Source organism: Paenochrobactrum sp. BZR 201-1 (assembly GCF_044987585.2).
Taxonomy (GTDB): Bacteria; Pseudomonadota; Alphaproteobacteria; order Rhizobiales; family Rhizobiaceae; genus Paenochrobactrum; species Paenochrobactrum pullorum.
The window spans coordinates 16,599-38,827 of record NZ_JBJDRZ020000017.1 but is presented as its reverse complement, the minus strand read 5'-3'; the positions used below and the strand labels follow the sequence as shown (position 1 = coordinate 38,827).

Below are 22,229 nucleotides of genomic sequence, written 5' to 3'. Positions count from 1 at the left end.
ATTGCGAACATGTAAGCGTTTGAGGCTTATATGCAACGCTTGCTAAAATGCGAACATTATTGAATAATGAAGGCCGTATTTGCTTTAAACAGGCCGTTTTTCTGCCTTAATTACCCTTCATGTGCAGATCGAAGCGCGACTGGATAAAGTAGTCGTAATAAAATGTTAACCTTACTTTTTCAGCATAATTTAACCTCAATATGATTATTGGGCTCTAACGCTGAAACATTAACTTTAAGGAGCTTCGGCCCATGCGCCGTTTCCAGTCGATAGCCCGTAGCCCGCTTATTATGGCTCTTTTCATGACACTGGCAGTTGCCGGTTGCGCATCAAAGAAAAACCTTCCCAACAATGCCGGTGACCTTGGTCTTGGCGGAGTGGCCACCCCTGGTTCCCAGCAGGACTTCACGGTGAATGTTGGCGACCGCATTTTCTATGATCTGGATTCGTCGGTTATTCGCGCAGACGCACAGCAGACCCTGACCAAACAGGCACAGTGGCTTGCTCGTTACCCACAATATTCGATCACCGTTGAAGGTCACTCGGATGAACGCGGCACTCGTGAATACAACTTGGCACTGGGTCAGCGTCGTGCAGCAGCTGCACGTGATTTCCTCGCCTCCCGCGGTGTAGCAACCAACCGTATGCGTACCATTTCTTATGGTAAAGAACGTCCGGTTGCAGCATGTGACGATATCTCTTGCTGGTCACAGAACCGCCGTGCGGTTACTGTCCTGAACCAGTAATTTAAACGGTCAGCTGTAAAAGCAGCTGGTTGTATGTGAATATGAGTGATAAAAAAGCGGCTCTTGAGCCGCTTTTTTATTTTTTACATGATTAAGTCGATGGCTAACAAACTTTAGCCGAATTCAACTTACTCATGATATGGAATGAAAGATCGCCGTTCATGAGCTGTTAATTTTGTGATTGGCGGTAATTTGAAACAATCAGTCCATTGCATGAGGCAAGCAGGGAATGAAAACTTTGACCAAACATATGACCATCACGGTGGCAATGCTGTCGCTTTTGGCCAGTAGCCCGGTTTTTGCCGCTGGCGCCGGCATGAGGGTGGAACCGGTTCGCGACGGTCTTGTTCAATTAGCACAGGCTGCTGATCCGCGCGTCAGCCAGTTGCAGGAACAGGTGCGTGATCTTTCCGGCAAGCTGGAAGAACTGAACTTCCAGATTCTGCAAATGCAGGAGCAAATGCGCAAGCAGCAGGAAGATAACGAATATCGCTTTGAAGAGCTGGAAAAGAAAAAACAGACTGACGCTGGCGGTGCATCCGGCAGTAAGGCAGCTTCTGTTGCTCCTTCCACACAAAAAGACATGGCGGCGGCATCGGAAGATGCCGCGTCAACCTCTGAAAAATCCACCGATGCAAATAGCGCCGATTCTGTGGCTATTGGTTCCAGTGCTGATCACTCCCAGCAAGGCAGTGGTACACCTCCACGCCAATTGGGTTCAATCCGCATGGATGCCAATGGCAATGTAATCGGCGAGACAATGGATGTAGAGCCGGAATCAGTGCCGGAAGAAGCTTCGCGCCTTGGTCGGGAAACGGCATCAATTGTTCTACCGGATGCTGATAATCCCAATGCACTTTATGAGGCGGCTTACCAATATATTTTGTCCGGCGATTATAAAGCAGCCGAGGCAGGATTTCGCGCCCATATTGATCGCTATCCGGCTGATCCGATGACAGCAGATGCGCGTTATTGGTTAGGGGAGGCACTCCTTGGGCAAAAACGCTTATCAGAAGCGGCAAGCGTTTTTATTGACACACAGCGCGACTATCCTGATTCGAAGCGTGGTGCAGAAAACATGCTAAAGCTTGGCATTACCTTGCAGGCGATGGGCAATCATGATGTAGCTTGCGCTACATTTGCACAAATTCCTTCGCGTTATCCAAGTTCAACTCCCGCGGTTATGGCCAGTATAGATAAGGCGAAAGCAGCAAGCGGTTGTTAAGTGCAGTTGCGTGACCATTATGGAAAGCATCTGCAACCAACTAAATCTGGAAAATGAGAAGGCAATTATTGCAGCTGTTTCAGGCGGCAGTGATTCAATTGCACTTCTTGTATTGTTGCAAGACTATTTGAACCAATTAGCAGTGACACAAGCCGTGCCGCAATTGGTGGCGGTGACTGTTGATCATGATTTGCGGGCAGAATCAGCGGCTGAAGCGCAAGCGGTTGCGCAATTTTGTGCTGAACGAAAAATCCGGCATATCACCAAGCTTTGGAACGCAGACAAACCTGTCACGGGAATTTCCGTCGCCGCACGCGAGATGCGTTATCATTTATTGATGGAGGCAGCACGTGAGGTTGGCGCTTCGATGACTTTTACCGGTCACAGTCAGGATGATCAGGTAGAAACTTATATCATGCGCCAATCACGCCAAACAGCTACGATGGACGGCAGCATGCCGGATATGCGCGGCCTTGCTGGTATGGCAGCTTTTAGTTTGCTTGCAAAAGAATTTTTGCTGGTGCGCCCTTTATTGCATATGCGCCGCGAAGCTTTGCGCGATCAATTGAGAGCCAGAAATATCGGCTGGATTGATGATCCAACCAATTTAGACATTCATTATGAGCGACCGCGCATCAGGCAAACCTGCAAAGAAAGTGAACATGTTCACTTTCTGGAATTAATCGGTCAGGCTGTGCAAAAACGGCAAAAGATTAATCAGCAGGCGGTTGATTATTGGGATGAGCATTCCGAGCTTTTGCTACAGGTTGCGCCTGATATAGCTTTGCTTGACAGGGAGCTTTTGGCTAAGCTGCCGCGAGAAGCAGCTTCGGTTTTTATTGGTTTTGTTCTGGCGCTGACAGGTGGCCGAAATCTTCTGATCCGCACACAAGATCGCAATCGCATTTTAAAACAAATGCTGGCAGCAGAGATGGCATCAAAGCGTATGAATTATGCTGGTTGCATTATTGAAACAGGTGTGCGCCATCATCGCATCTGGCGTGAGCAGCGTCATTTACCGGTGATTATTGTTGAGCCTCAATCTGTTGAATTATGGGATCAGCGATATTTGATTGAGAATAAGACAGATGAACCGGTAAAACTTGGCCCTGTCGGGATGCAAGATTTTCATGTTTTTTGCTTGAACTATGGTTTGAACCGACAGGATTTTTTCCAGCCTGCAGTCTTTTCTTCTCCCGGTCTTTATATAAAGAATCAGTTGTGCGCTTTACCTGCATTGGGTTTGGGTGGCGTTGAAATGGGTGATATTTCCGTCTCGAAACACTATGCATTGCTGGATAATGTGTTGACGGGGCATGATTTTATACTGGCAGAACGTTTTTATCGACACTTCAATGGCGATGAACTTAACCCTGTCGCAAATATTTGCAGAAAGTTTCATAAGAATCGACTTTGATTGTGCAGATTGCCTTGGCAATGCCGTTGTTCGACCCTATGTTACTGTTTGAATATTGTTCCGGATTGCAGGAACGTCGAGGTTATCGATTGGACCCGTTATGAACCCGAATTATCGCAACTTCGCCCTCTGGGCGATCATTGCTCTACTTTTAATCGCTCTGTTCAACCTGTTTCAGAGCCCCGGTCAGCGCACGGCATCGCGTGAAATTCCCTATTCGCAATTTATAGATGATGTGTCCAACGGACGCGTTAAATCTGTAACAATTACCGGCCAGCGCGTTTCCGGCTCTTACGGCGATAATAGTTCGACATTCCAGACCTACTCACCGGGTGATACTGGTCTTGTGTCGCGTTTGGAAGAAAAGGGTGTGACAATTACTGCGCGCCCTGAAAGCGACGGTTCCGGTTCACTGTTTGGTATTTTGCTGTCATGGCTGCCGATGATCCTGATCTTGGGTGTGTGGATTTTCTTCATGCGCCAGATGCAGGGTGGTTCACGCGGGGCTATGGGTTTCGGAAAATCAAAAGCAAAATTGCTGACCGAAGCACATGGTCGTGTGACCTTTAAAGATGTGGCCGGCGTTGATGAAGCCAAAGAAGATCTGGAAGAAATTGTAGAATTCTTGCGCGATCCGCAGAAGTTCCAGCGCCTTGGTGGTAAAATTCCGCGCGGTGTTTTGCTCGTGGGCCCTCCGGGAACCGGTAAAACCTTGCTGGCACGTTCTGTTGCCGGTGAAGCCAATGTACCATTCTTTACGATTTCCGGTTCAGACTTCGTGGAAATGTTTGTGGGTGTTGGTGCCAGCCGTGTCCGCGACATGTTCGAACAGGCGAAGAAAAATGCGCCTTGCATTATCTTCATCGACGAAATTGACGCTGTCGGTCGTCATCGTGGCGCAGGTCTTGGCGGTGGAAATGATGAGCGCGAACAGACATTGAACCAATTACTGGTTGAAATGGATGGTTTTGAAGCCAATGAATCGATCATCCTGATTGCGGCAACCAACCGTCCCGACGTGCTTGATCCTGCACTTCTGCGTCCGGGTCGTTTTGACCGTCAGGTTGTGGTGCCAAATCCGGATGTAACCGGACGTGAGCAGATATTGAAAGTGCATGTGCGTAATGTGCCTCTTGCTCCGAATGTCGATCTGAAAATACTTGCGCGCGGTACACCTGGTTTTTCCGGTGCTGATCTTGCCAATCTTGTCAATGAATCTGCTTTGATGGCTGCGCGTCGCAATAAACGTCTTGTCACTATGCAGGAATTTGAAGACGCAAAAGACAAGATCATGATGGGCGCGGAGCGTCGTTCTTCTGCAATGACGCCGGAAGAAAAGACGAATACCGCTTATCATGAAGCCGGTCATGCGATTGTTGCACTTAATGTGCCGAAAGCGGATCCGTTGCATAAAGCAACCATTATTCCGCGTGGCCGTGCACTGGGTATGGTGATGCAATTGCCGGAAGGTGATCGTTATTCGGTAACCTATACTTGGATGATTTCGCGCCTTGCCATCATGATGGGTGGCCGTGTGGCGGAAGAGCTGAAATTTGGTAAGGAAAATGTCACTTCCGGTGCATCTTCCGATATTCAGCAGGCAACCAAACTGGCCCGTTCAATGGTGACCCAATGGGGGTATTCCGACAAGCTTGGCTATGTAGCCTATGGTGAAAATCAGGAAGAAGTCTTCTTAGGCCATTCAGTGGCAAGAACACAGAATGTCTCGGAAGAAACCGCCCAGATTATTGATGCTGAAGTCCGTCGTTTGATTGATGAAGCTTATGCAGAAGCAACCCGTATCATGACAGAAAAGCGTGAAGACTGGATTGTTCTTGCTGAAGGTCTTCTCGAATATGAAACGCTTTCAGGTGATGAGATCAGAAATTTGTTGGCTGGTAAAAAGCCGAGCCGTGATGCTGGCGATGACACACCAACCCGTGGTTCAGGTGTGCCGAAGGCGGGCGCCACTGCTCCTAAAAAGGGTGGCGAAGCAGGCGATGAAGGCCATATTGAGCCGGAACCACAGCCAAACTAATTTAAAAAGGCCGGTTTATCCGGCCTTTTTTTATTGCCTGTTTGAATATGAAATCAGTTTTTATCTTTTTTTGTATTTTTGTCTTTACGGGCAGAGCGTTGATTAATATGAGTTTTATGAATGTAGGCGGTATTATTAAAGCAATTAATATAATTCCATACAATCATTGAAAAAGAGTGTTATTGCCGTTTTGCGGCAGTTCTGCGATAAAATGCGCAATTACTGACCGTTGATATTTCATCCGGCAGCACACGGGATAAGGCGAAATCATGAGTCGCAAATATTTTGGTACAGATGGTATCCGCGGAAAAGCCAATAGTTTTCCGATGACGCCCGATATCGCTATGAAAGTGGGCATGGCAGTCGGACATCTTTTCCGCAATTCCGGTCAGGCGCGTCGCGTCGTCATTGGTAAGGATACGCGCCGCTCCGGTTATATGCTGGAAAATGCGCTTGTCGCAGGTTTTACCGCCACCGGCATGGATGTGTTTTTGTTGGGGCCAATCCCGACCCCTGCTGTCGCCATGCTTTGCCGTTCATTACGTGCTGATATCGGTGTGATGATTTCTGCCTCGCATAATCCGTTTTATGACAACGGCATCAAACTTTTTGGCCCGGACGGTTTCAAGCTTTCAGATGCTCTCGAACTCCAGATCGAAAAAATGATTGATGAAGATATGAGTTCGCTTCTGGTCAGTCATGGCGATGTGGGTAAAGCCAAGCGCGTTGATGGCGATATTTACCGCTATATCGAATTTGCCAAACGCACATTACCACGCAACCTTTCTCTGGAAGGTTTGAGAATTGTTGTCGATTGCGCCAATGGTGCTGCCTATAAAGTAGCACCTGCTGCTCTTTGGGAATTGGGTGCTGAGGTCATTACCATTAATGACAAACCGAATGGCATCAATATCAATGAAGATTGTGGCTCGACCCATCCGATTGGTCTGATTCGCAAAGTTCATGAAGTTCGCGCCGATGTGGGTATTGCACTTGATGGTGATGCTGATCGTGTGCTTTTGGTGGATGAAACCGGAACCGTAATTGACGGTGACCAGTTGATGGCGGTGATTGCGCAGTCTTGGGCGCGTAGTGGTCGTTTGCAAGGTGGCGGCATTGTTGCCACCATCATGTCCAATCTTGGCCTAGAGCGTTTCTTGGGCGATCATCATTTGTCGCTGGCGCGCACCAAAGTAGGTGATCGTTATGTGGTTGAGCATATGCGTGCCAATGGTTTTAATGTTGGTGGCGAGCAGTCCGGACATATTGTTTTGTCGGAGTTTTCGACAACCGGCGATGGTCTTGTCTCAGCATTGCAGATTTTAGCCTGTGTGCAGGAAGAGGGACGACCTCTGAGCGAAGTCTGTCGCAAGTTTGAACCGGTGCCGCAATTGTTGAAGAATGTGCGTTTTAGCGGCGGCAAACCGCTGGAAAATAAGCAGGTGAAATCAGCGATAGAAGATGCGCAAAACAGATTGGGCGATAATGGCCGTCTGGTCATTCGTCCGTCCGGTACCGAACCTTTGATCCGTGTGATGGCCGAAGGTGATGACCGTCAACTGGTTGAAACAGTGGTCGATGACATCATCAATGTGATTTCTTCAATTAGAACAGCTGCTTGAATTGAAATTGATCAATATTTTTTAATTCGCCGGATGATCACTCATGTGATTATCCGGCATTTTTTATAGCTGTTGTCTATCAGTAAACCTTAATATTTATGGTAAAAAAACAAGGTTAAGCAGCGTTTAACTTTTTAACGGTAAGGTAGCCTCAAAATAGATTGTTGCATCGTTTCGCGATGTTACACAGTGGTGAGGCAGATATGAAACATACTCTGAAATATGGCTTAACGGTCACAATAGCATTAATTGGCTCCGCGAGTTTTTCAACGATCTCGCAAGCTGCAGATATCATTGAACCACCGGTCATTGAATTGCCCCCTCAGCCGGTTTCAACCGGTGGTTGGTATCTGCGTGGTGATGTCGGTTATTCGAAAACCAAGTATCGGGGTGCGAAGTTTCCGACCTACACGACAGATAATAATTGTGGTGATCCTTGTGTGATTCAAGGTGACGACGGCCATGTTTCAGGTAAATTGAAGGGTTCTTTCCTTGTCGGTGGTGGTCTTGGTTATCAAGTAACCGATTATTTCCGTACTGATCTGACACTGGATTATACCACCCGCTCATCTTTTGACGGAAGCCGTGGTACATGGTGCGGTGGCAACAGATGTAGTTCATCAGACAGCAGCAAAATGTCTGCCCTGTCATTGCTGGCAAATGCTTATATTGATATTGCCAATATTAACGGCTTCACCCCTTATGTGGGTGCTGGTATCGGTGGAACTTATGTCAAATGGGGTAATGTCATTCAGCAGAATCCAGGACAGGCCAATCCGATTGAGCTGGATGGTGCTTCTAACTGGCGTTTCACTTGGGCACTGATGGCCGGTGCATCATATGATCTGACACATAATCTGAAACTTGATGCCGGTTATCGCTTCCGTCATGTCAATGGCGGCAAGATGAGCGAAGGTGCATATTCAAATGGCCCTACCTATGACAAGGGCTTCAATATTCATGATGTTCGTGTTGGTCTGCGTTATCAATTCGACAATTGATTGTTGAACTGCATATACAAAAAAAGCAGGCCGTTAAGCCTGCTTTTTTTATGATTCGTTTTATTAGCGCCTGACAGCGCGTCCAATCGCAATCAGGATACAGGCACCAATAAAGCCGGCAATCAGATAGCCGATCCAACCTGTGAGAATAATGCCGAAAAGACCGAGCAGGAAATTGGCAACGACCGCACCGATGATGCCTAAAATAATGTTCATGAAAACACCGTTGTTGCTTTTCATGAACATTTCGGCCAGCCAGCCAGCCAGACCACCAATGATAATCGCTGCAATCCAGCCGATTTGTGCATCTTCCATGAAGTGTCTCCCGCTATTGTTGAATTAAGCTTGTTGTTTGAAGATAACGTAAGACCGGCATGTATGGTTCCCTCAGTTTTTAAATAAACTGCACTTATTGCGTAGTTTTAAATTATTTTATTAAGCATCTTGCGCTTGAGGTCTGTTTCCAGTATCTCGGTAAGTGGGCCACGTCTCCCCAACGAGACGCGTGCTATCTGTGAGGATAGGAAACAACATGACCACGATTACGAAGCCGGACACCCGTCCGCTTAATCCTAATTTTTCTTCTGGTCCCTGTGCAAAACGTCCCGGCTGGTCGCTTGACGCGCTCAGTGGTGCACCTCTTGGCCGTTCGCATCGTGCGAAAATCGGCAAGAGCAAGCTGAAACAGGCGATCGACCTTACCCGTCAAGTTTTGAACGTCCCTGCCGATTATCGTATCGGCATTGTCGCGGCATCTGATACCGGCGCTGTTGAAATGGCGCTTTGGTCTATGCTTGGCGCGCGCGGCGTTGACATGGTTGCATGGGAAAGCTTCGGTGCCGGTTGGATCACTGATGTTGTCAAACAACTCAAATTAGAAGATACCCGCGTATTTGAAGCGCCATATGGTGAAATCGTTGATTTCGCTCAAGTCGACTTTGATCGCGATGTTGTCTTTACCTGGAACGGCACCACTTCGGGTGTGCGCGTTGCCAATGGTGATTTTATTCCGGCAGACCGCAAAGGTCTGACCATTTGTGATGCGACTTCTGCTGCCTTTGCACAAGATCTCGCATTTGAAAAGCTCGATGTCGTTACTTTTTCGTGGCAGAAAGTGCTGGGTGGCGAAGGTGCGCATGGTATTATTATTTTGTCACCGCGCGCTGTCGAGCGTTTGGAAACTTATAAGCCAGCATGGCCGCTGCCTAAGATTTTCCGCCTCACGAAAGGCGGCAAGCTGATTGAAGGTATTTTTGCCGGTGAAACCATCAACACGCCTTCGATGCTCTGCGTTGAAGATTATATTGATGCACTGGAATGGGCGCAGAACATTGGTGGTTTGCAGGCTTTGATCGGCCGTGCTGATCGCAATTTTGCAGCGCTTGATGCTTTTGTTGAAAAGACACCTTGGATTGCCAATCTGGCTGTGAAGCCGGAAACCCGCTCCAATACCTCTGTCTGCCTGACCATTGTTGATGAAGCTGTGCTGGCACTGCCGGCCGATCAGCAGGCAGCTTTTGCCAAGGGCATTGTTTCTGTCCTGGAAAAAGAAGGCGTTGCCTTTGATATCGGTGCTTATCGCGATGCACCTTCGGGCTTGCGTATCTGGGTTGGTGCCACAGTAGAGACATCGGATGTCGAAGCTTTGACGCATTGGCTAGAATGGGCTTTCCAGAGCCAAAAAGCTGCCCTCAAGCAGGCTGCTTAATCAAGCTTTTCAAAAGTGGGATGGTAACTGAGTTGGGACTTTTATCATCACCGCTTTTTCTCACATTTCCTTATTTGCAAAAATTCAGTGATGGAGGCCATGATGGCACCGCGCGTATTGGTATCTGATAAATTATCACCAACTGCTGTTCAGATCTTTAAAGATCGCGGCGTTGAAGTGGACTATTTGCCTGATCTTGGCAAAGACAAAGAAAAACTGCTGGAAGTGATCGGCCAGTATGATGGTCTGGCGATCCGTTCCGCCACCAAAGCGACGGAAAAACTGATTGCTGCGGCAACCAATCTTAAAGTGATTGGCCGCGCCGGTATTGGTGTTGATAATGTGGATATTCCGGCTGCATCGCGCCGTGGTATCATTGTCATGAATACGCCTTTTGGTAATTCGATCACCACTGCGGAACATGCGATTGCATTGATGTTTGCAGTTGCCCGCCAATTGCCGGAAGCGGATGTTTCGACACGCGCAGGTAAATGGGAAAAGAACCGTTTTATGGGTGTTGAAATCACCGGTAAAACATTGGGTGTGATTGGTTGCGGTAATATTGGTGCGATTGTTGCTACCCGCGCCATTGGCCTCAAAATGAATGTGGTGGCTTTTGATCCGTTCTTGTCGGAAGGCCGGGCGAAAGAGCTGGGCGTTGAGAAAGTTGATCTCGACACATTGCTGGCACGCGCTGATTTCATCACGCTGCATACACCACTGACCGATAAAACCCGCAATATCATCAATGCGGAAAATCTGGCCAAAACCAAAAAAGGTGTACGCATTGTCAATTGTGCCCGTGGCGGACTGATTGTTGAAAAAGATCTGATCGAAGCATTGAAATCCGGTCAGGTTGCGGGTGCGGGTGTCGACGTTTTTGAAGTTGAGCCTGCAACCGAAAACGAACTTTTCAACCTGCCGAATGTTGTTTGCACTCCCCATTTGGGCGCTTCAACATCTGAAGCACAGGAAAATGTGGCTTTGCAGGTTGCCGAACAAATGTCGGATTACCTGATCAAGGGCGCTGTTACCAATGCGATCAACATGCCGTCGATTACAGCAGAAGAAGCACCGTTGCTCAAGCCTTTTGTCAAACTGGCTGAAGTGCTTGGTGCTTTTGTGGGGCAAGTGACCGACGAACCTATTCAGGAGGTTGAAATCCTGTTTGATGGTGCGACTGCCAATATGAACACCCGTGCTTTGATGAGTGCAGCATTGGCTGGTCTCATTCGCCCGCAGGTATCGGACGTCAACATGGTTTCGGCGCCGATTATGGTCAAAGAACGCGGCATTATTGTTTCCGAAGTGAAGCGTGATAAATCCGGCGTCTTTGACGGCTATATCAAGCTGACAGTTAAAACCACATTGCGCGAGCGCTCCATTGCGGGTACTTGCTTCTCTGATGGCAAGCCGCGCTTTATCCAGATTAAGGGTATTAATTTGGATGCGGAAGTTGGTCGTGATATGCTTTATGTCACCAATGTCGACATTCCGGGCATGATTGGTTTGCTGGGTACAGTGTGCGGCAAGCATAAAGTTAATATTGCAAACTTTGCTCTGGGACGCGATAAGCCGGGCGGTGACGCAATTGCATTGCTTTATGTTGATGGTCCGATTCCGCCGGCAATGCTGGAAGAACTGGCTGAACAGCCTGCCATTAAAGCAGCGCGTCCGCTGGAATTTAATGTTGAAGAAAACTGATTAAGAAATGAGAGACGGGATGGAACAATTTGTATGGCGCAACATGCGTGACACGGATGTGTTTGCTGTCACTGACGTCGCGAATAGTGTTCATCCCGATTTCCCTGAAGATGTTTCTGTTTTTCAGGATAGATTCGATCTTTATCCGGCAGGTTGTTTCGTGCTGGAAGCTGATAATCACATTGCCGGTTATGGCATCAGTCATCCGTGGGCTTTGAATGAAGCACCTGTATTAAACTCTTTATTGCAGGTTTTGCCCCAAAATGCTTCGAGCTATTATTTACATGATGTAGCGCTGACCGAAATGGCGCGCTCCGGCGGTAATGCTTCCAAATTATTGAAATTGATGGTGCAACAGGCACAAAATGATGGCTTTGACGCCATGGCGCTGGTAGCCGTCAACGGCTCGCGTCCGTTCTGGGAACGACAGGGATTTTCTGTTCGTGATGTGGCAGCACTTGCCCAAAAACTGAAATCTTATTCGGATGATGCGCATTATATGGTGCGTCTTCTCGACAATATTTAGATTTTTTTCTTCATTTAGCGCAATCAAGAGTCGCGCTTTTCTTAATCTGTCTGTATAGAGACGAGGGATCAGCACCTTGTTGTTCAAACCAAGTGTGCGTTGATCCTTGGATTTCTTTTTTCACGGGCAAAATCCGGACCAAGGAGTTTCTTCAATGGCAAATGTGGTTGTCGTCGGGTCGCAATGGGGCGACGAAGGCAAAGGTAAAATCGTCGACTGGCTGTCGGAACGTGCTGATGTCATCGTGCGCTATCAGGGTGGCCATAATGCCGGCCATACGCTCGTCATTGATGGCACGAGCTATAAATTGTCGCTGCTGCCTTCAGGGCTTGTGCGCGGTAAGCTCAGCGTTATCGGCAATGGTGTTGTGGTTGATCCGCACCATTTTGTTATGGAAATTGAAAAACTGCGTGCACAGGGTGTCGACATCAATCCTGAAGTGTTGCGCGTTGCTGAAAATGCACCGCTGATCTTGTCGATCCACCGCGATCTGGATGCGATGCGTGAAGGCGCGACCGAAGGTCTGAAAATCGGCACTACCAAGCGCGGTATTGGCCCGGCCTATGAAGATAAAGTGGGTCGCCGTGCGATTCGCGTCATCGATCTGGCAGAACCGGAAACATTGCAGCCGAAAGTCGAACGCCTGCTGGCGCACCACAATTTGCTGCGTCGCGGCATGGGACTGGAAGAAATTGCAGTTGAAACCATTCTGGAAGAACTGACTTCAGTTTCAGAACAGATTCTGCCTTATATTGATCAGGTCTGGCGCTTGCTGGATGAACGCCGCAAGGCTGGTGATCGTATTCTGTTTGAAGGTGCGCAGGGCGCGCTTTTGGACAATGACCACGGTACCTATCCGTTTGTGACTTCATCAAACACCGTTGCCGGTCAGGCTGCTGCTGGTTCGGGTCTTGGCCCAACAGCAATCGGTTATGTTCTGGGTATCACCAAAGCTTACACAACCCGTGTCGGCGAGGGGCCTTTCCCGACTGAGCTCGACGATGAAATCGGTCAGTTTTTGGGTGAAAAAGGCCATGAATTTGGCGTTGTTACCGGTCGTAAGCGTCGTTGTGGCTGGTTTGATGCGGTGATTGTGCGTCAGACAGTGCGCACTTCCGGCATTACCGGCATTGCATTGACCAAGCTGGACGTGCTCGACGGACTTGATGAAATCAAAATCTGCGTAGCCTATGAGCTGGATGGCAAGCGCATTGATTATCTGCCGTCTTCGATGGGTGCGCAGGCACGTGTGAAGCCGATTTATGAAACATTGCCGGGCTGGTCAGAAACCACTGCCGGTGCGCGCAGCTGGAATGAACTGCCGGCACAGGCCGTTAAATATGTTCGTCATATTGAAGAGCTGATCGGTGCGCCGGTGGCGATGCTTTCAACAAGTCCAGAACGTGAAGATACTATTCTGGTAACTGATCCGTTTCATGACTAAGATTGAGCCATGACTTCGATTAAAAGCCCCGTTTCAGAACAGAAACGGGGCTTTTTCTATAAAAAAATCCGGCTATCTGTCGTTTAAGTATGGTCGGCTCTTTGCTTTTGTTCAATAATTATGATTATTGGATGGTTTATCCCATATCTTTTACAGAGAGTTCGGGCTTGATAGCATGGCAGATTTTGTAGCGGTACTAAAGAAGACGATTGACGCGCAGGCAGATCCCACACCTGAATTGCGTCAACGCGTCTATGCAAAAGCACGCGCGACGATCGAGCAGAAACTGGTAACAGCCAATGCGCCTGAATCGGTTTCGATACGTCAGCGTCAGATGCTGGAAGATTCGATCAAAGAGGTCGAAGCATTTTATGCCCCAGCACCGGTTGTTGAACCAGAGCCGGAAATCGAGCCGGAAACCAAATTTGAGATCGAGCCGGAAATTACAAAACCTGCTGATCCGCTTGAGGACTTCTTAAGCGAAAGCGCATCAAGTGCAGAAAGCGATGAGGGGACTTTAACCGCCGCTCCTGATTTTACTGCCGGTAATCGTGATAAAGACCAAGACACAATTGCAGGCAATGGCTCATTGCCGGATGTCGATCTTGATAAAGATCGCTTGGCAGACAGTAGCTCCAAGCCGCGCTCCCCGCGTAAACCCGCTTTCAATGACGCATTGGAAGACAAGCGCACCCATAAAGGTTTGATCATTGGTTTGATTGCTGCATTTGTGATTGGTGGCGGTGGTTATGCAGCCTATGTTAATAAAGACACGTTGAGCGAACTGGCTTCAAGCCTTGGTCGTGGTGAGCCGGATGCACCTGTTGCAGGCGGTACAGATACACCTGCTACGACCGACAAGCCTGAGACAACCGATATTGGCGGTGGTACCGAGACCGGCACTGGCACTGAAGCGCCGGATGCACCAGAGCCAAAGCTGACACAACGTCTCTTGCCGGATGGCACGGAAGTGGATGAGGGCCCTGCGGGTGGTGTTGCTTCTGATCTGGCCGAAGGTAAATCGACTACAGCGCTGAACCAGAATTCAGCGACCGGTCAGGCTCCTGTCAGTTCCGGTGGTACCGAGCAAGCTGGTGCAGGTGTTGCGGTCGGACAAAAAGCATTCTTCTATGAAGAACGCTCCGGCGCTGAAGATGGCTCGGCACAGTCTGGTAGCGTTGTCTGGTCGGTGGTGCAGGATTCGCCGGGTGATGGTGAGCCGGAAGAGCCTGCTATCCGTGCGGAAGTCACCATTCCCGATACGCAGATGCGCATGCAGATGACTATCCGCCGCAATGCGGACAAATCATTACCTGCCAGCCATTTGATTGAGATGATGTTCTTTGTACCGGACGATTTCTCTGGTGGTGTCGTTGATAATGTTCAGCGTATCACCTTCAAGGATACAGAGCAGGCAGCCGGTAATCCGCTGATCGCGATCTCATCGAAGATTGCTGACAACTTTTTTATCGTAGCACTCAATGATGCACGTACTGCTGTTGATACCAATCTGTCGTTGATGCGTCGTTTACAGTGGGTGGATATTCCGATCACTTATCGCAATGGCCGCCGCGCGCTGCTGAGTCTGGAAAAAGGCGTACCGGGTGAGAAGGTCTTTAATGACGTGCTGAAAAGCCAGTAAGGTTTTTCAAGCTGGGTTGAGACAAAATAAAAGGCCGCGAAAGCGGCCTTTTTAATATGCGGAAATTTAAGAACAGTCAGGCTTTAAGCATTAGCCTGATTGCTGATTGCTCCCATCGCCTGATTTTGTGTAGCCTGATGTTGGCTGAGTGCTGCTGCTTGTACAGCTTCCTGCACTTTTTCAAAGGCGCGCACTTCAATCTGGCGCACACGCTCGCGGCTGATGTTGAATTCGGCAGAGAGCGCTTCAAGTGTCACCGGTTCGTCAAGCAGACGACGTGCGTAGAAAATACGCTGTTCACGCTCGTTGAGATTGCTCATTGCCTGTTCCAGCATCGCACGACGGTTTTCGAGCTCGTCCTGCTCAATCAGCATGGTTTCTTGACTGTCGCTGTTATCAACGAGCCAATCCTGCCATTCACCTGATTCGCCTTCAGAAGCGCGGATCGGCGCGTTGAGCGAAGCATCACCCGACAAACGGCGGTTCATCGACACAACTTCTTCTTCACTCACATTTAGCTTTGTAGCAATATGGGCAACCTGATCAGGGTTCAGATCACCGTCATCCAGCGCCTGAATTTTGCTTTTCATTTTACGCAGGTTGAAGAACAAGCGTTTCTGATTGGCGGTGGTGCCCATTTTGACAAGGCTCCACGAGCGTAAAACATATTCCTGAATGGAAGCCTTGATCCACCACATCGCATATGTGGCAAGACGGAAACCACGCTCCGGCTCAAACTTTTTAACGGCCTGCATCAGGCCGACATTGCCTTCGGAGATAACCTCACCGATCGGCAAACCATAACCACGATAGCCCATGGCAATTTTGGCAACCAGTCGCAAATGGCTGGTGACCAGTCTATGGGCAGCTTTCGGGTCGGCATGTTCATGATAACGCTTGGCCAGCATATATTCTTCTTGCGGCTCAAGCATTGGGAAACGACGAATTTCTTCGAGATAACGGGTAAGTCCACCGTCACCGGAAGTGATACTTGGAAGATTGACCTGGGCCATGAAGCACCCTCCTTCTTGGTTGCAGGCTCCCATTTGGCAAGCCCGGCTTACCGGTGCAAATTGCCAACCGGTTTTAGATTACAGTATAGACTGAAATCAGGCGAAAAAACGATTAAAAGAAATGCACAGTCTGTCACTCTTTCGTTAACGCTCACGTTTGACAAAAGTTCCATTGTTTTTGATTTTGATGAATAGACGGGAACAGTGTTCATACGTCACTGCTTGATATGACAGGTGAAGCCATATGTTTTGGTAAACTATACTTACAAGTAGGAATAAAAAAACTGCCTTCAAGGGATGAAGGCAGTTTTTAATTATCAACCGTGCTGATCTTTGCGGAATTGATCAATCAGATTTTGAAAGTCATCCGGCAAGGGGGCTTCAAAACGCATCAATCGCTCATCAGCGGGATGGGCAAAGGCGAGCAGACGGGCATGAAGTGCCTGACGCGGGAATTTCTGCACCGCTTCGCGCAGATCGTCCGGCAGCTTGTTGGCTTTGGTTTTAAAAGCCCCGCCATAATCATTGTCCCCGACAATTGGTGTGCCGGTATAGGTCATGTGGACACGAATCTGGTGGGTTCTGCCGGTCTCCAACTGGCATTCGACGACAGAGGCAAGCGCTGTGGCATCTTCTTTTGCGGCAAAGCGTTCCAGCACTGTGTAATGAGTCACAGCATAGCGTGCGTCTTCGCGATCTTCTTTGACGACCGCCTGCTTGGTGCGGTCGCGGCTGGAACGTCCAAGATAGGTTTCAATCGTGCCTTGCGGACGCTCCGGCAAGCCCCAGACAAGCGCCACATAGGCACGTTCCAGATCACCGGTCAGGCCGTGATCAGCAAATTGTGCCGATAAATGTTGATGCGTTTCATCATTTTTGGCAATCACCAGCACACCGCTGGTGTCTTTATCCAGGCGGTGGACAATGCCCGGACGCAACTCACCGCCAATTTGTGACAGATTATTGCCGCAATGATATATCAAGGCATTGACCAGGGTGCCGGTCATGTTTCCACTGCCCGGGTGGACGACAAGGCCGGCAGGTTTGTTGATGACAAGCACATCGTCATCTTCATAGAGAATATCGAGAGGAATATTTTCTGCCTGGGGTTTTGTTGATTGCACTTCGTCAAGCGTGATGGTGACAACCATATCTTCGCGTAACTTGTGTTTGGATTCGCGAATTGTGGTTCCATTTACGGTTACACGTCCGTCGGCAATCAGTGCCTGAATGCGGTTGCGCGACAGGTCAGGGGCAAGCTCTGCGCTCAGCCACTGGTCTAATCGTTTGCCAACGGCGTCTGCTCCGGCAATTATCTCTTTCAATCGTCTCGTCCCTTCGTTATCACGCGGCATGGGTGCATGAACCGGAGTTATTGAATGCAGGATCCAAATTATCCTCGATATCAGAATCAACACGATCCACGATATGAGGAACAGCAAGCTTATTATCCCGATCCCAATCAGGAGCCACCACTTGATCCGGCCATGGAGCGCGTGAGGCGCAAGATGATCCGGTTACTGGCTGTCTCAATCGGAGTTATGCTTATTGGTCTTATGGCTGTGCTTGCAGCCGTTGTCTACAAAATCAATAAAGCGCCTGACACGCCGGAGCAAGAGGATCTGCGCTCCGATATTCCTGGACAGACTACTGTGGTACCGGAAGAACCGTTCAAGATGATTGAAACGCAAATTACGCTGCCAGAGGGCACAAGATTGCTGTCTCAAAGCCTGTCCGGCAATATGATTTCGCTTGAAACCCTGCTTCCTGACGGCGGGACGGAAATTATAGTCTATGATTTCAAAGAATCACGCATCGCTGCGCGTATGATTTTGGGTAATGTAGAATAATCAATAGGCGTTTTTGCAAGCTGGTCGCTGAAAATGGTGAGTTTTGAGCGACGGCTTGTGTAAAAACTCAAAGAAATCAAAATAATCGGAAGAAAATGCATTTTTTTCCGATTATTTTTTCCAAAGCAGTTGCGCTTTGAAAATAAGCCGATTATATCGGCGTCACAGTCAAGTGATTGCCTCTCAAACGAAGCAGCTACTTTACTCACAAGCATCACAAGATGCGCGTGCGCCCATCGTCTAGCGGTTAGGACGCCGCCCTTTCACGGCGGAAACAGGGGTTCGATTCCCCTTGGGCGTACCATTTTCTTTCCTTTAAATTAAAGCCTGACTTTTTATCACAAGATTTTGTGTGACCTTGCACATTTAAAAGATTGTATAAAATATTGTGCTTGATATTCCCTTGAGCATATTTGCAACAAGCGGCGTGTCGGTGCATAATCCGGCCATGAACACAATGACCACATCAAACGATTACGAACAGCAGCTTCGGCAGGCAGGCGTTAGAATTACACGTCAGCGACGGATTATTCTGAATATTCTTTCTGATTCGGAGGATCATCCCGATGCGCTGGAAATTTTCCGACGTGCTGTGGAAATTGATAACAGCATTTCATTGTCGACCGTCTATCGCACCATGAAATTGCTGGAGGAGCAGGGGGCAATCCACAGGCATGCTTTCAATGGCGGGCCATCACGCTTCGAACATGCCGGCTCAGAACATCATGACCATATTATTGATATGGAAAGTGGTGACGTCGTGGAATTCCATTCGGAAAAGATCGAGCGCTTGCAAGAAGAGATTGCGCGTGAGCTGGGTTATGAAATTGTTCACCATCGGCTTGAGCTTTATTGCCGTAAAATTGCAAAATAAGTTTTCACATTATTGATGACATACGACGTTCTAACACTCAGTTGGGGCGAAGGGGCATTAAACCTTTTTCAAAGGTCGAAATGATTCTTGGCAATGGTCAGACGATAGGTGACACCCAATTCATTTTTCAAATATTCCGCTTTGCCATCAACCACGGAAGGAATAATGCGCTCTAAAACAGCAGAGCCAAAACGCGGCGGTGAACTTTCATCAATGGGGATGCTGTAAAAATCCGTTTCGTGCCATTCAAAGACGAGCTGATCATCGCCATTCGGTGTCTTGGCCGCTCTCATGCCAATGGTCACATGATTCTTGGATTGCGGATTAAGACCGCCATAGGATGTGGCATTGACGATCAACTCGTGCAGAGCCAAACCTAAATGTAAGGCGGCGCCCGGGAATAGATAAGGATTTTCGCCGGTGACGTGCAAACGACCGTCATTGATATGGGTATATTTTTCAACCTGTGAGCGGACGAGGTCGCGGAAAAGCGCGCCATGCCAATTGGAATCAGTCACCAAATCCTGAGACTGTGAAAGCGACTGGATACGCCCGCGGAATTTGTTCAGGAAACCGTCTATCGTATCCGTAAAGCGGGCGGTTTGTGCCGCAACACTTTGAATGATGGACAGAAGGTTTTTGGAGCGGTGGCTCACTTCCCGCAGTAAAGCTTTGAGTATCTGTTCACGCCGTTTTAATTCACTGATATCAACCATTGTCGTGAGAACACCGGCCAGCATACCATTGTCATGATAATCACAATCAATATAAAATTCATACCAACGTGAAGAATTACCGGTGTGAATGTTTAATTCCACCATTTGTGGCGTTGCAGTGGTGATCGCTTCTTCGCGCGCGGTTGCCAGTCTGGCCGCCGCTGCTTCACTCATCAGTGTTTGATCCGTACAACCATTAAACCATTTATCTTGCCATATAAGCGGCAGATTTTCCGACCATAAATATTCGAGGCTCGCTGATTGATAGAGGATGCATACGCGTGCATTTTTCATCGAACGGGAAAGCGAACGTAGTCGGGATAATTCACTTGGCTCTATAAGTTTAACTTGAACGCCTTCACTTGTGCCCCCCTCTTTCATAAGTGCAGTCATTCCACTTGTATTTGCTGTTGAGCTGAAACTATTTGCTCTCATTGCACTGCCTTGATGAAAAAGACTTATCTGCTCCATAGAAAGGGGCAAATATGTGTATTTTTATATAATTTTTTAAACTTTACGGATGATGCCTGCAACCAGCGATAAAACCAGCAATGCAAGGAATACAAAGAATAATATTTGTGCAATACCTGCCGAAGCACCAGCAATGCCGCCAAAACCCAGCGCACCTGCCACAAGTGCAATGACCAGAAAAATCATCGTATAATATAACATAGTGACGTCCTTTCCCGTTTTATTCCCCAAATGTTTCATTGGCTATAAAACGCAGTAAAATGACTTTGGTTCCTTGAAATTTTAATAAATGGATTATTGGTGTACAGCCATTGTCATATAAGAACGGTGGCCGGGCGCCGGAGAAAGCCGGCGCCGGACTTGATCAGACATCGGCATATGTCTGTTCGTTAAAGAAAAGTGCCTGACTGATAAGCGCGCGTACCATGTCCGGATTAAATGGTTTACTGACGAGAAAAGTTGGCTCCGGACGGTCACCGGTCAGAAGACGTTCGGGGAAGGCAGTTATGAAAATCACCGGAATAATGTCATTTTTGAAAATGTCATTGACCGCATCAATACCGGAACTGCCGTCTGCCAATTGGATATCAGCCAGCACCATAGCCGGTTTTTCGCGTTCATAGAGCGCTACCGCTTCGCTACGGGTTCTGGCAATGCCGACCACTTCATGACCAAGGCTTTGTACAAGCTGTTCGAGATCCATGGCAATGAAAGGTTCATCTTCGATAATCATCAGGCGTGTGGCCACCTGACGGGAGATTTCTTCGGAAGCCTGTTTCAGCAGTTTGCCGAGTTCTGTTTCGTCAATGTCGAGAATTTCGGCTGCCTCTTTTTCACTGAAGCCTTCAACGCTAACCAGCAAAAAAGCCATCCGCGGACGTGGCGCAATAGACTTCAGATTGGCGGCAGCGCGGTTTTCCCATCCTTGAGCGGAGGAGGAGGGACTAATATTTATGTTTGCCTGGTCAAACAATCGGGTGAACAAGCGGTAAAGCCCGATACGATCTGCGGAGGTTTCCGGGAACAGCGCGACATCTGCAATGAGCGCTTCTAACGTGGAAGCGACATAAGCATCCCCAGCCGTTTGTGTGCCTGTCAGTGCACGGGAAAAACGGCGCAGATATGGGAGATGAGGTGCGATTCTTGTAGAAAGGGGCATTATCAGACTCCTCAAAGGCCATTTAGGCTTGTATTATTGGCATTATTAGACGCATGCTGCATTAAATATTTGTTTCTTGGGGAACAATAAAGTTATTCATGCATTAAAGATTATGATTGCGGCATTTTCAATTAGCGGCCAAATTTATATTAAAACGGAACAGCAGAGCTTATGACCATAATTAAAAAAAGTCAGGCCACGGATGATGCGGCAAAAGAAACGCGCGTTTCGGCAGTTGAGGAATTAGGACCTAATTGTGAGGTTGGCAGCAAACTGCGCGCACTTTATGCCTCTATTCAGGATGAAACCATACCAGACAGGTTTTTGGACCTGCTGGAAAAGCTTGATGCTGCCGAACAAAAGTATCAGGATAAACAAGATCAAAGCGGGGGCAGCTGACAAATGGTTGATAGCGCATCGGTTTTTAAAAGAGACCTTCTGGCGGCGCTACCAAATTTGCGTGCCTTTGCAATTTCTCTGATAGGGCAGACTGATAAAGCAGATGATTTGGTACAGGATACGGTTTTGAAAGCTTGGGCCAAACAGGATAGTTTTGAATCCGGTACCAATATTAAAGCCTGGCTTTTTACCATTTTGAGAAATGAATTTTACAGTCAAATGCGCAAACGCGGGCGTGAAGTGCAGGATAGCGACGGCGTGTTCAGTGATAATCTGGCGGTTCATCCAGAACAATATGGCTCATTGGACATGAAAGATTTTCGTAAAGCACTTAATTTATTACCTGATGATCAGCGTGAAGCAATTATTCTGATTGGTGCTTCCGGTTTTTCTTATGAAGAAGCTGCGATTATCTGTGACTGTGCAGTGGGAACGGTGAAAAGCCGCGTATCACGTGCCAGAACGCGTTTACAGGAGCTGCTTGATATCAATGGACAAGCTGATTACGGACCTGATGCGGTATCGGCGCATGTGACAATGAAGAGTTTTGCATGAAATCTTATTAGCGGATGGACAATACCGCTTATAAACTTAAGTTCATAAAGAATTAAAATTTTACTGCTTGATAAAGTTTTATAAGTGCGCTCTTGTAAGTGAAAGAGCAATTCTGTTGT

21 protein-coding genes and 1 tRNA gene are annotated in these 22,229 nt (G+C 48.1%); 16 read left to right on the top strand and 6 right to left on the bottom strand.

The window, feature by feature from the left end:
• Positions 1–251: 251 nt before the first annotated feature.
• The 6 genes from pal (at position 252) to ACI0FR_RS10595 (ending at position 8,049) form a co-directional block, all read left to right on the top strand.
• Positions 252–746, top strand: coding sequence for a peptidoglycan-associated lipoprotein Pal (pal, locus tag ACI0FR_RS10620; RefSeq protein ID WP_374832248.1), 495 nt, complete (start codon positions 252–254; stop codon positions 744–746).
• A 229-nt stretch (positions 747–975) separates the two neighbouring features.
• Positions 976–1,971 (top strand): tol-pal system protein YbgF, encoded by a 996-nt coding sequence (ybgF, locus tag ACI0FR_RS10615; RefSeq protein ID WP_374832246.1) that lies wholly within the window; start codon positions 976–978, stop codon positions 1,969–1,971.
• Positions 1,972–1,990: 19 nt separating this feature from the next.
• Positions 1,991–3,388 carry a tRNA lysidine(34) synthetase TilS gene (tilS, locus tag ACI0FR_RS10610; protein WP_404907402.1) on the top strand — a complete coding sequence of 466 codons (1,398 nt, stop codon included), beginning with the start codon at positions 1,991–1,993 and terminating at the stop codon, positions 3,386–3,388.
• A gap of 100 nt (positions 3,389–3,488) precedes the next feature.
• Entirely contained in the window at positions 3,489–5,426 is a 1,938-nt protein-coding gene (gene ftsH, locus ACI0FR_RS10605; RefSeq protein ID WP_374832242.1) for an ATP-dependent zinc metalloprotease FtsH, read from the top strand.
• Between the two features lie 269 nt (positions 5,427–5,695).
• A complete protein-coding gene (gene glmM / locus ACI0FR_RS10600; RefSeq protein WP_374832240.1) occupies positions 5,696–7,048 on the top strand; it encodes a phosphoglucosamine mutase in 1,353 nt (450 codons plus the stop codon).
• Between the two features lie 203 nt (positions 7,049–7,251).
• Positions 7,252–8,049 carry an outer membrane protein gene (locus ACI0FR_RS10595; protein ID WP_374832238.1) on the top strand — a complete coding sequence of 266 codons (798 nt, stop codon included), beginning with the start codon at positions 7,252–7,254 and terminating at the stop codon, positions 8,047–8,049.
• 63 nt (positions 8,050–8,112) lie between these two features.
• On the opposite strand, the gene ACI0FR_RS10590 is transcribed toward ACI0FR_RS10595, so the two are convergent.
• A complete protein-coding gene (locus ACI0FR_RS10590) occupies positions 8,113–8,364 on the bottom strand; it encodes a GlsB/YeaQ/YmgE family stress response membrane protein (protein WP_374832236.1) in 252 nt (83 codons plus the stop codon).
• A gap of 217 nt (positions 8,365–8,581) precedes the next feature.
• On the opposite strand from ACI0FR_RS10590, the gene ACI0FR_RS10585 reads away from it, so the two are divergent.
• The 5 genes from ACI0FR_RS10585 (at position 8,582) to ACI0FR_RS10565 (ending at position 15,073) form a co-directional block, all read left to right on the top strand.
• Positions 8,582–9,757, top strand: a complete 1,176-nt coding sequence (locus ACI0FR_RS10585; protein ID WP_374832234.1) for a phosphoserine transaminase — start codon at positions 8,582–8,584, stop codon at positions 9,755–9,757.
• A 102-nt stretch (positions 9,758–9,859) separates the two neighbouring features.
• Positions 9,860–11,461, top strand: coding sequence for a phosphoglycerate dehydrogenase (serA, locus tag ACI0FR_RS10580; RefSeq protein ID WP_374832232.1), 1,602 nt, complete (start codon positions 9,860–9,862; stop codon positions 11,459–11,461).
• 7 nt (positions 11,462–11,468) lie between these two features.
• A complete protein-coding gene (locus ACI0FR_RS10575; protein WP_374832230.1) occupies positions 11,469–11,987 on the top strand; it encodes a GNAT family N-acetyltransferase in 519 nt (172 codons plus the stop codon).
• Positions 11,988–12,141: 154 nt separating this feature from the next.
• Complete coding sequence (locus ACI0FR_RS10570; RefSeq protein WP_374832228.1) at positions 12,142–13,431, top strand: adenylosuccinate synthase; 1,290 nt, start codon at positions 12,142–12,144, stop codon at positions 13,429–13,431.
• A 175-nt stretch (positions 13,432–13,606) separates the two neighbouring features.
• On the top strand, positions 13,607–15,073 hold the full coding sequence (locus ACI0FR_RS10565) for a transcriptional regulator (protein ID WP_404907397.1): 1,467 nt from the start codon (positions 13,607–13,609) through the stop codon (positions 15,071–15,073).
• Between the two features lie 83 nt (positions 15,074–15,156).
• Here the strand turns inward: ACI0FR_RS10565 and rpoH are convergent, their stop codons facing one another.
• Complete coding sequence (gene rpoH / locus ACI0FR_RS10560; protein ID WP_374832224.1) at positions 15,157–16,086, bottom strand: RNA polymerase sigma factor RpoH; 930 nt, start codon at positions 16,084–16,086, stop codon at positions 15,157–15,159.
• A 317-nt stretch (positions 16,087–16,403) separates the two neighbouring features.
• A complete protein-coding gene (locus ACI0FR_RS10555; protein WP_374832222.1) occupies positions 16,404–17,441 on the bottom strand; it encodes an RluA family pseudouridine synthase in 1,038 nt (345 codons plus the stop codon).
• Between the two features lie 24 nt (positions 17,442–17,465).
• Here ACI0FR_RS10555 and ACI0FR_RS10550 point away from each other — a divergent pair, with 24 nt between their 5' ends.
• The 3 genes from ACI0FR_RS10550 (at position 17,466) to ACI0FR_RS10540 (ending at position 18,810) form a co-directional block, all read left to right on the top strand.
• A complete protein-coding gene (locus ACI0FR_RS10550) occupies positions 17,466–17,936 on the top strand; it encodes a hypothetical protein (protein WP_374832220.1) in 471 nt (156 codons plus the stop codon).
• Between the two features lie 229 nt (positions 17,937–18,165).
• A tRNA-Glu gene (locus ACI0FR_RS10545) sits at positions 18,166–18,240 on the top strand.
• Between the two features lie 144 nt (positions 18,241–18,384).
• Complete coding sequence (locus ACI0FR_RS10540) at positions 18,385–18,810, top strand: Fur family transcriptional regulator (protein WP_374832458.1); 426 nt, start codon at positions 18,385–18,387, stop codon at positions 18,808–18,810.
• 68 nt (positions 18,811–18,878) lie between these two features.
• Here ACI0FR_RS10540 and ACI0FR_RS10535 read toward each other — a convergent pair whose 3' ends face one another.
• The 3 genes from ACI0FR_RS10535 to ACI0FR_RS10525 all read right to left on the bottom strand — a co-directional run bounded on the left by ACI0FR_RS10535 (position 18,879) and on the right by ACI0FR_RS10525 (position 21,156).
• Entirely contained in the window at positions 18,879–19,820 is a 942-nt protein-coding gene (locus ACI0FR_RS10535) for a PAS domain-containing sensor histidine kinase (RefSeq protein WP_374832456.1), read from the bottom strand.
• Between the two features lie 213 nt (positions 19,821–20,033).
• On the bottom strand, positions 20,034–20,198 hold the full coding sequence (locus tag ACI0FR_RS10530; RefSeq protein ID WP_374832218.1) for a DUF1328 domain-containing protein: 165 nt from the start codon (positions 20,196–20,198) through the stop codon (positions 20,034–20,036).
• A gap of 163 nt (positions 20,199–20,361) precedes the next feature.
• Positions 20,362–21,156, bottom strand: coding sequence for a response regulator (locus ACI0FR_RS10525; protein ID WP_404907394.1), 795 nt, complete (start codon positions 21,154–21,156; stop codon positions 20,362–20,364).
• A 171-nt stretch (positions 21,157–21,327) separates the two neighbouring features.
• On the opposite strand from ACI0FR_RS10525, the gene ACI0FR_RS10520 reads away from it, so the two are divergent.
• Both ACI0FR_RS10520 and ACI0FR_RS10515 read left to right on the top strand, forming a co-directional pair.
• A complete protein-coding gene (locus tag ACI0FR_RS10520) occupies positions 21,328–21,555 on the top strand; it encodes a NepR family anti-sigma factor (RefSeq protein WP_374832214.1) in 228 nt (75 codons plus the stop codon).
• A gap of 3 nt (positions 21,556–21,558) precedes the next feature.
• Entirely contained in the window at positions 21,559–22,110 is a 552-nt protein-coding gene (locus ACI0FR_RS10515) for an RNA polymerase sigma factor (protein WP_374832212.1), read from the top strand.
• The last annotated feature ends 119 nt before the right edge of the window (positions 22,111–22,229 follow it).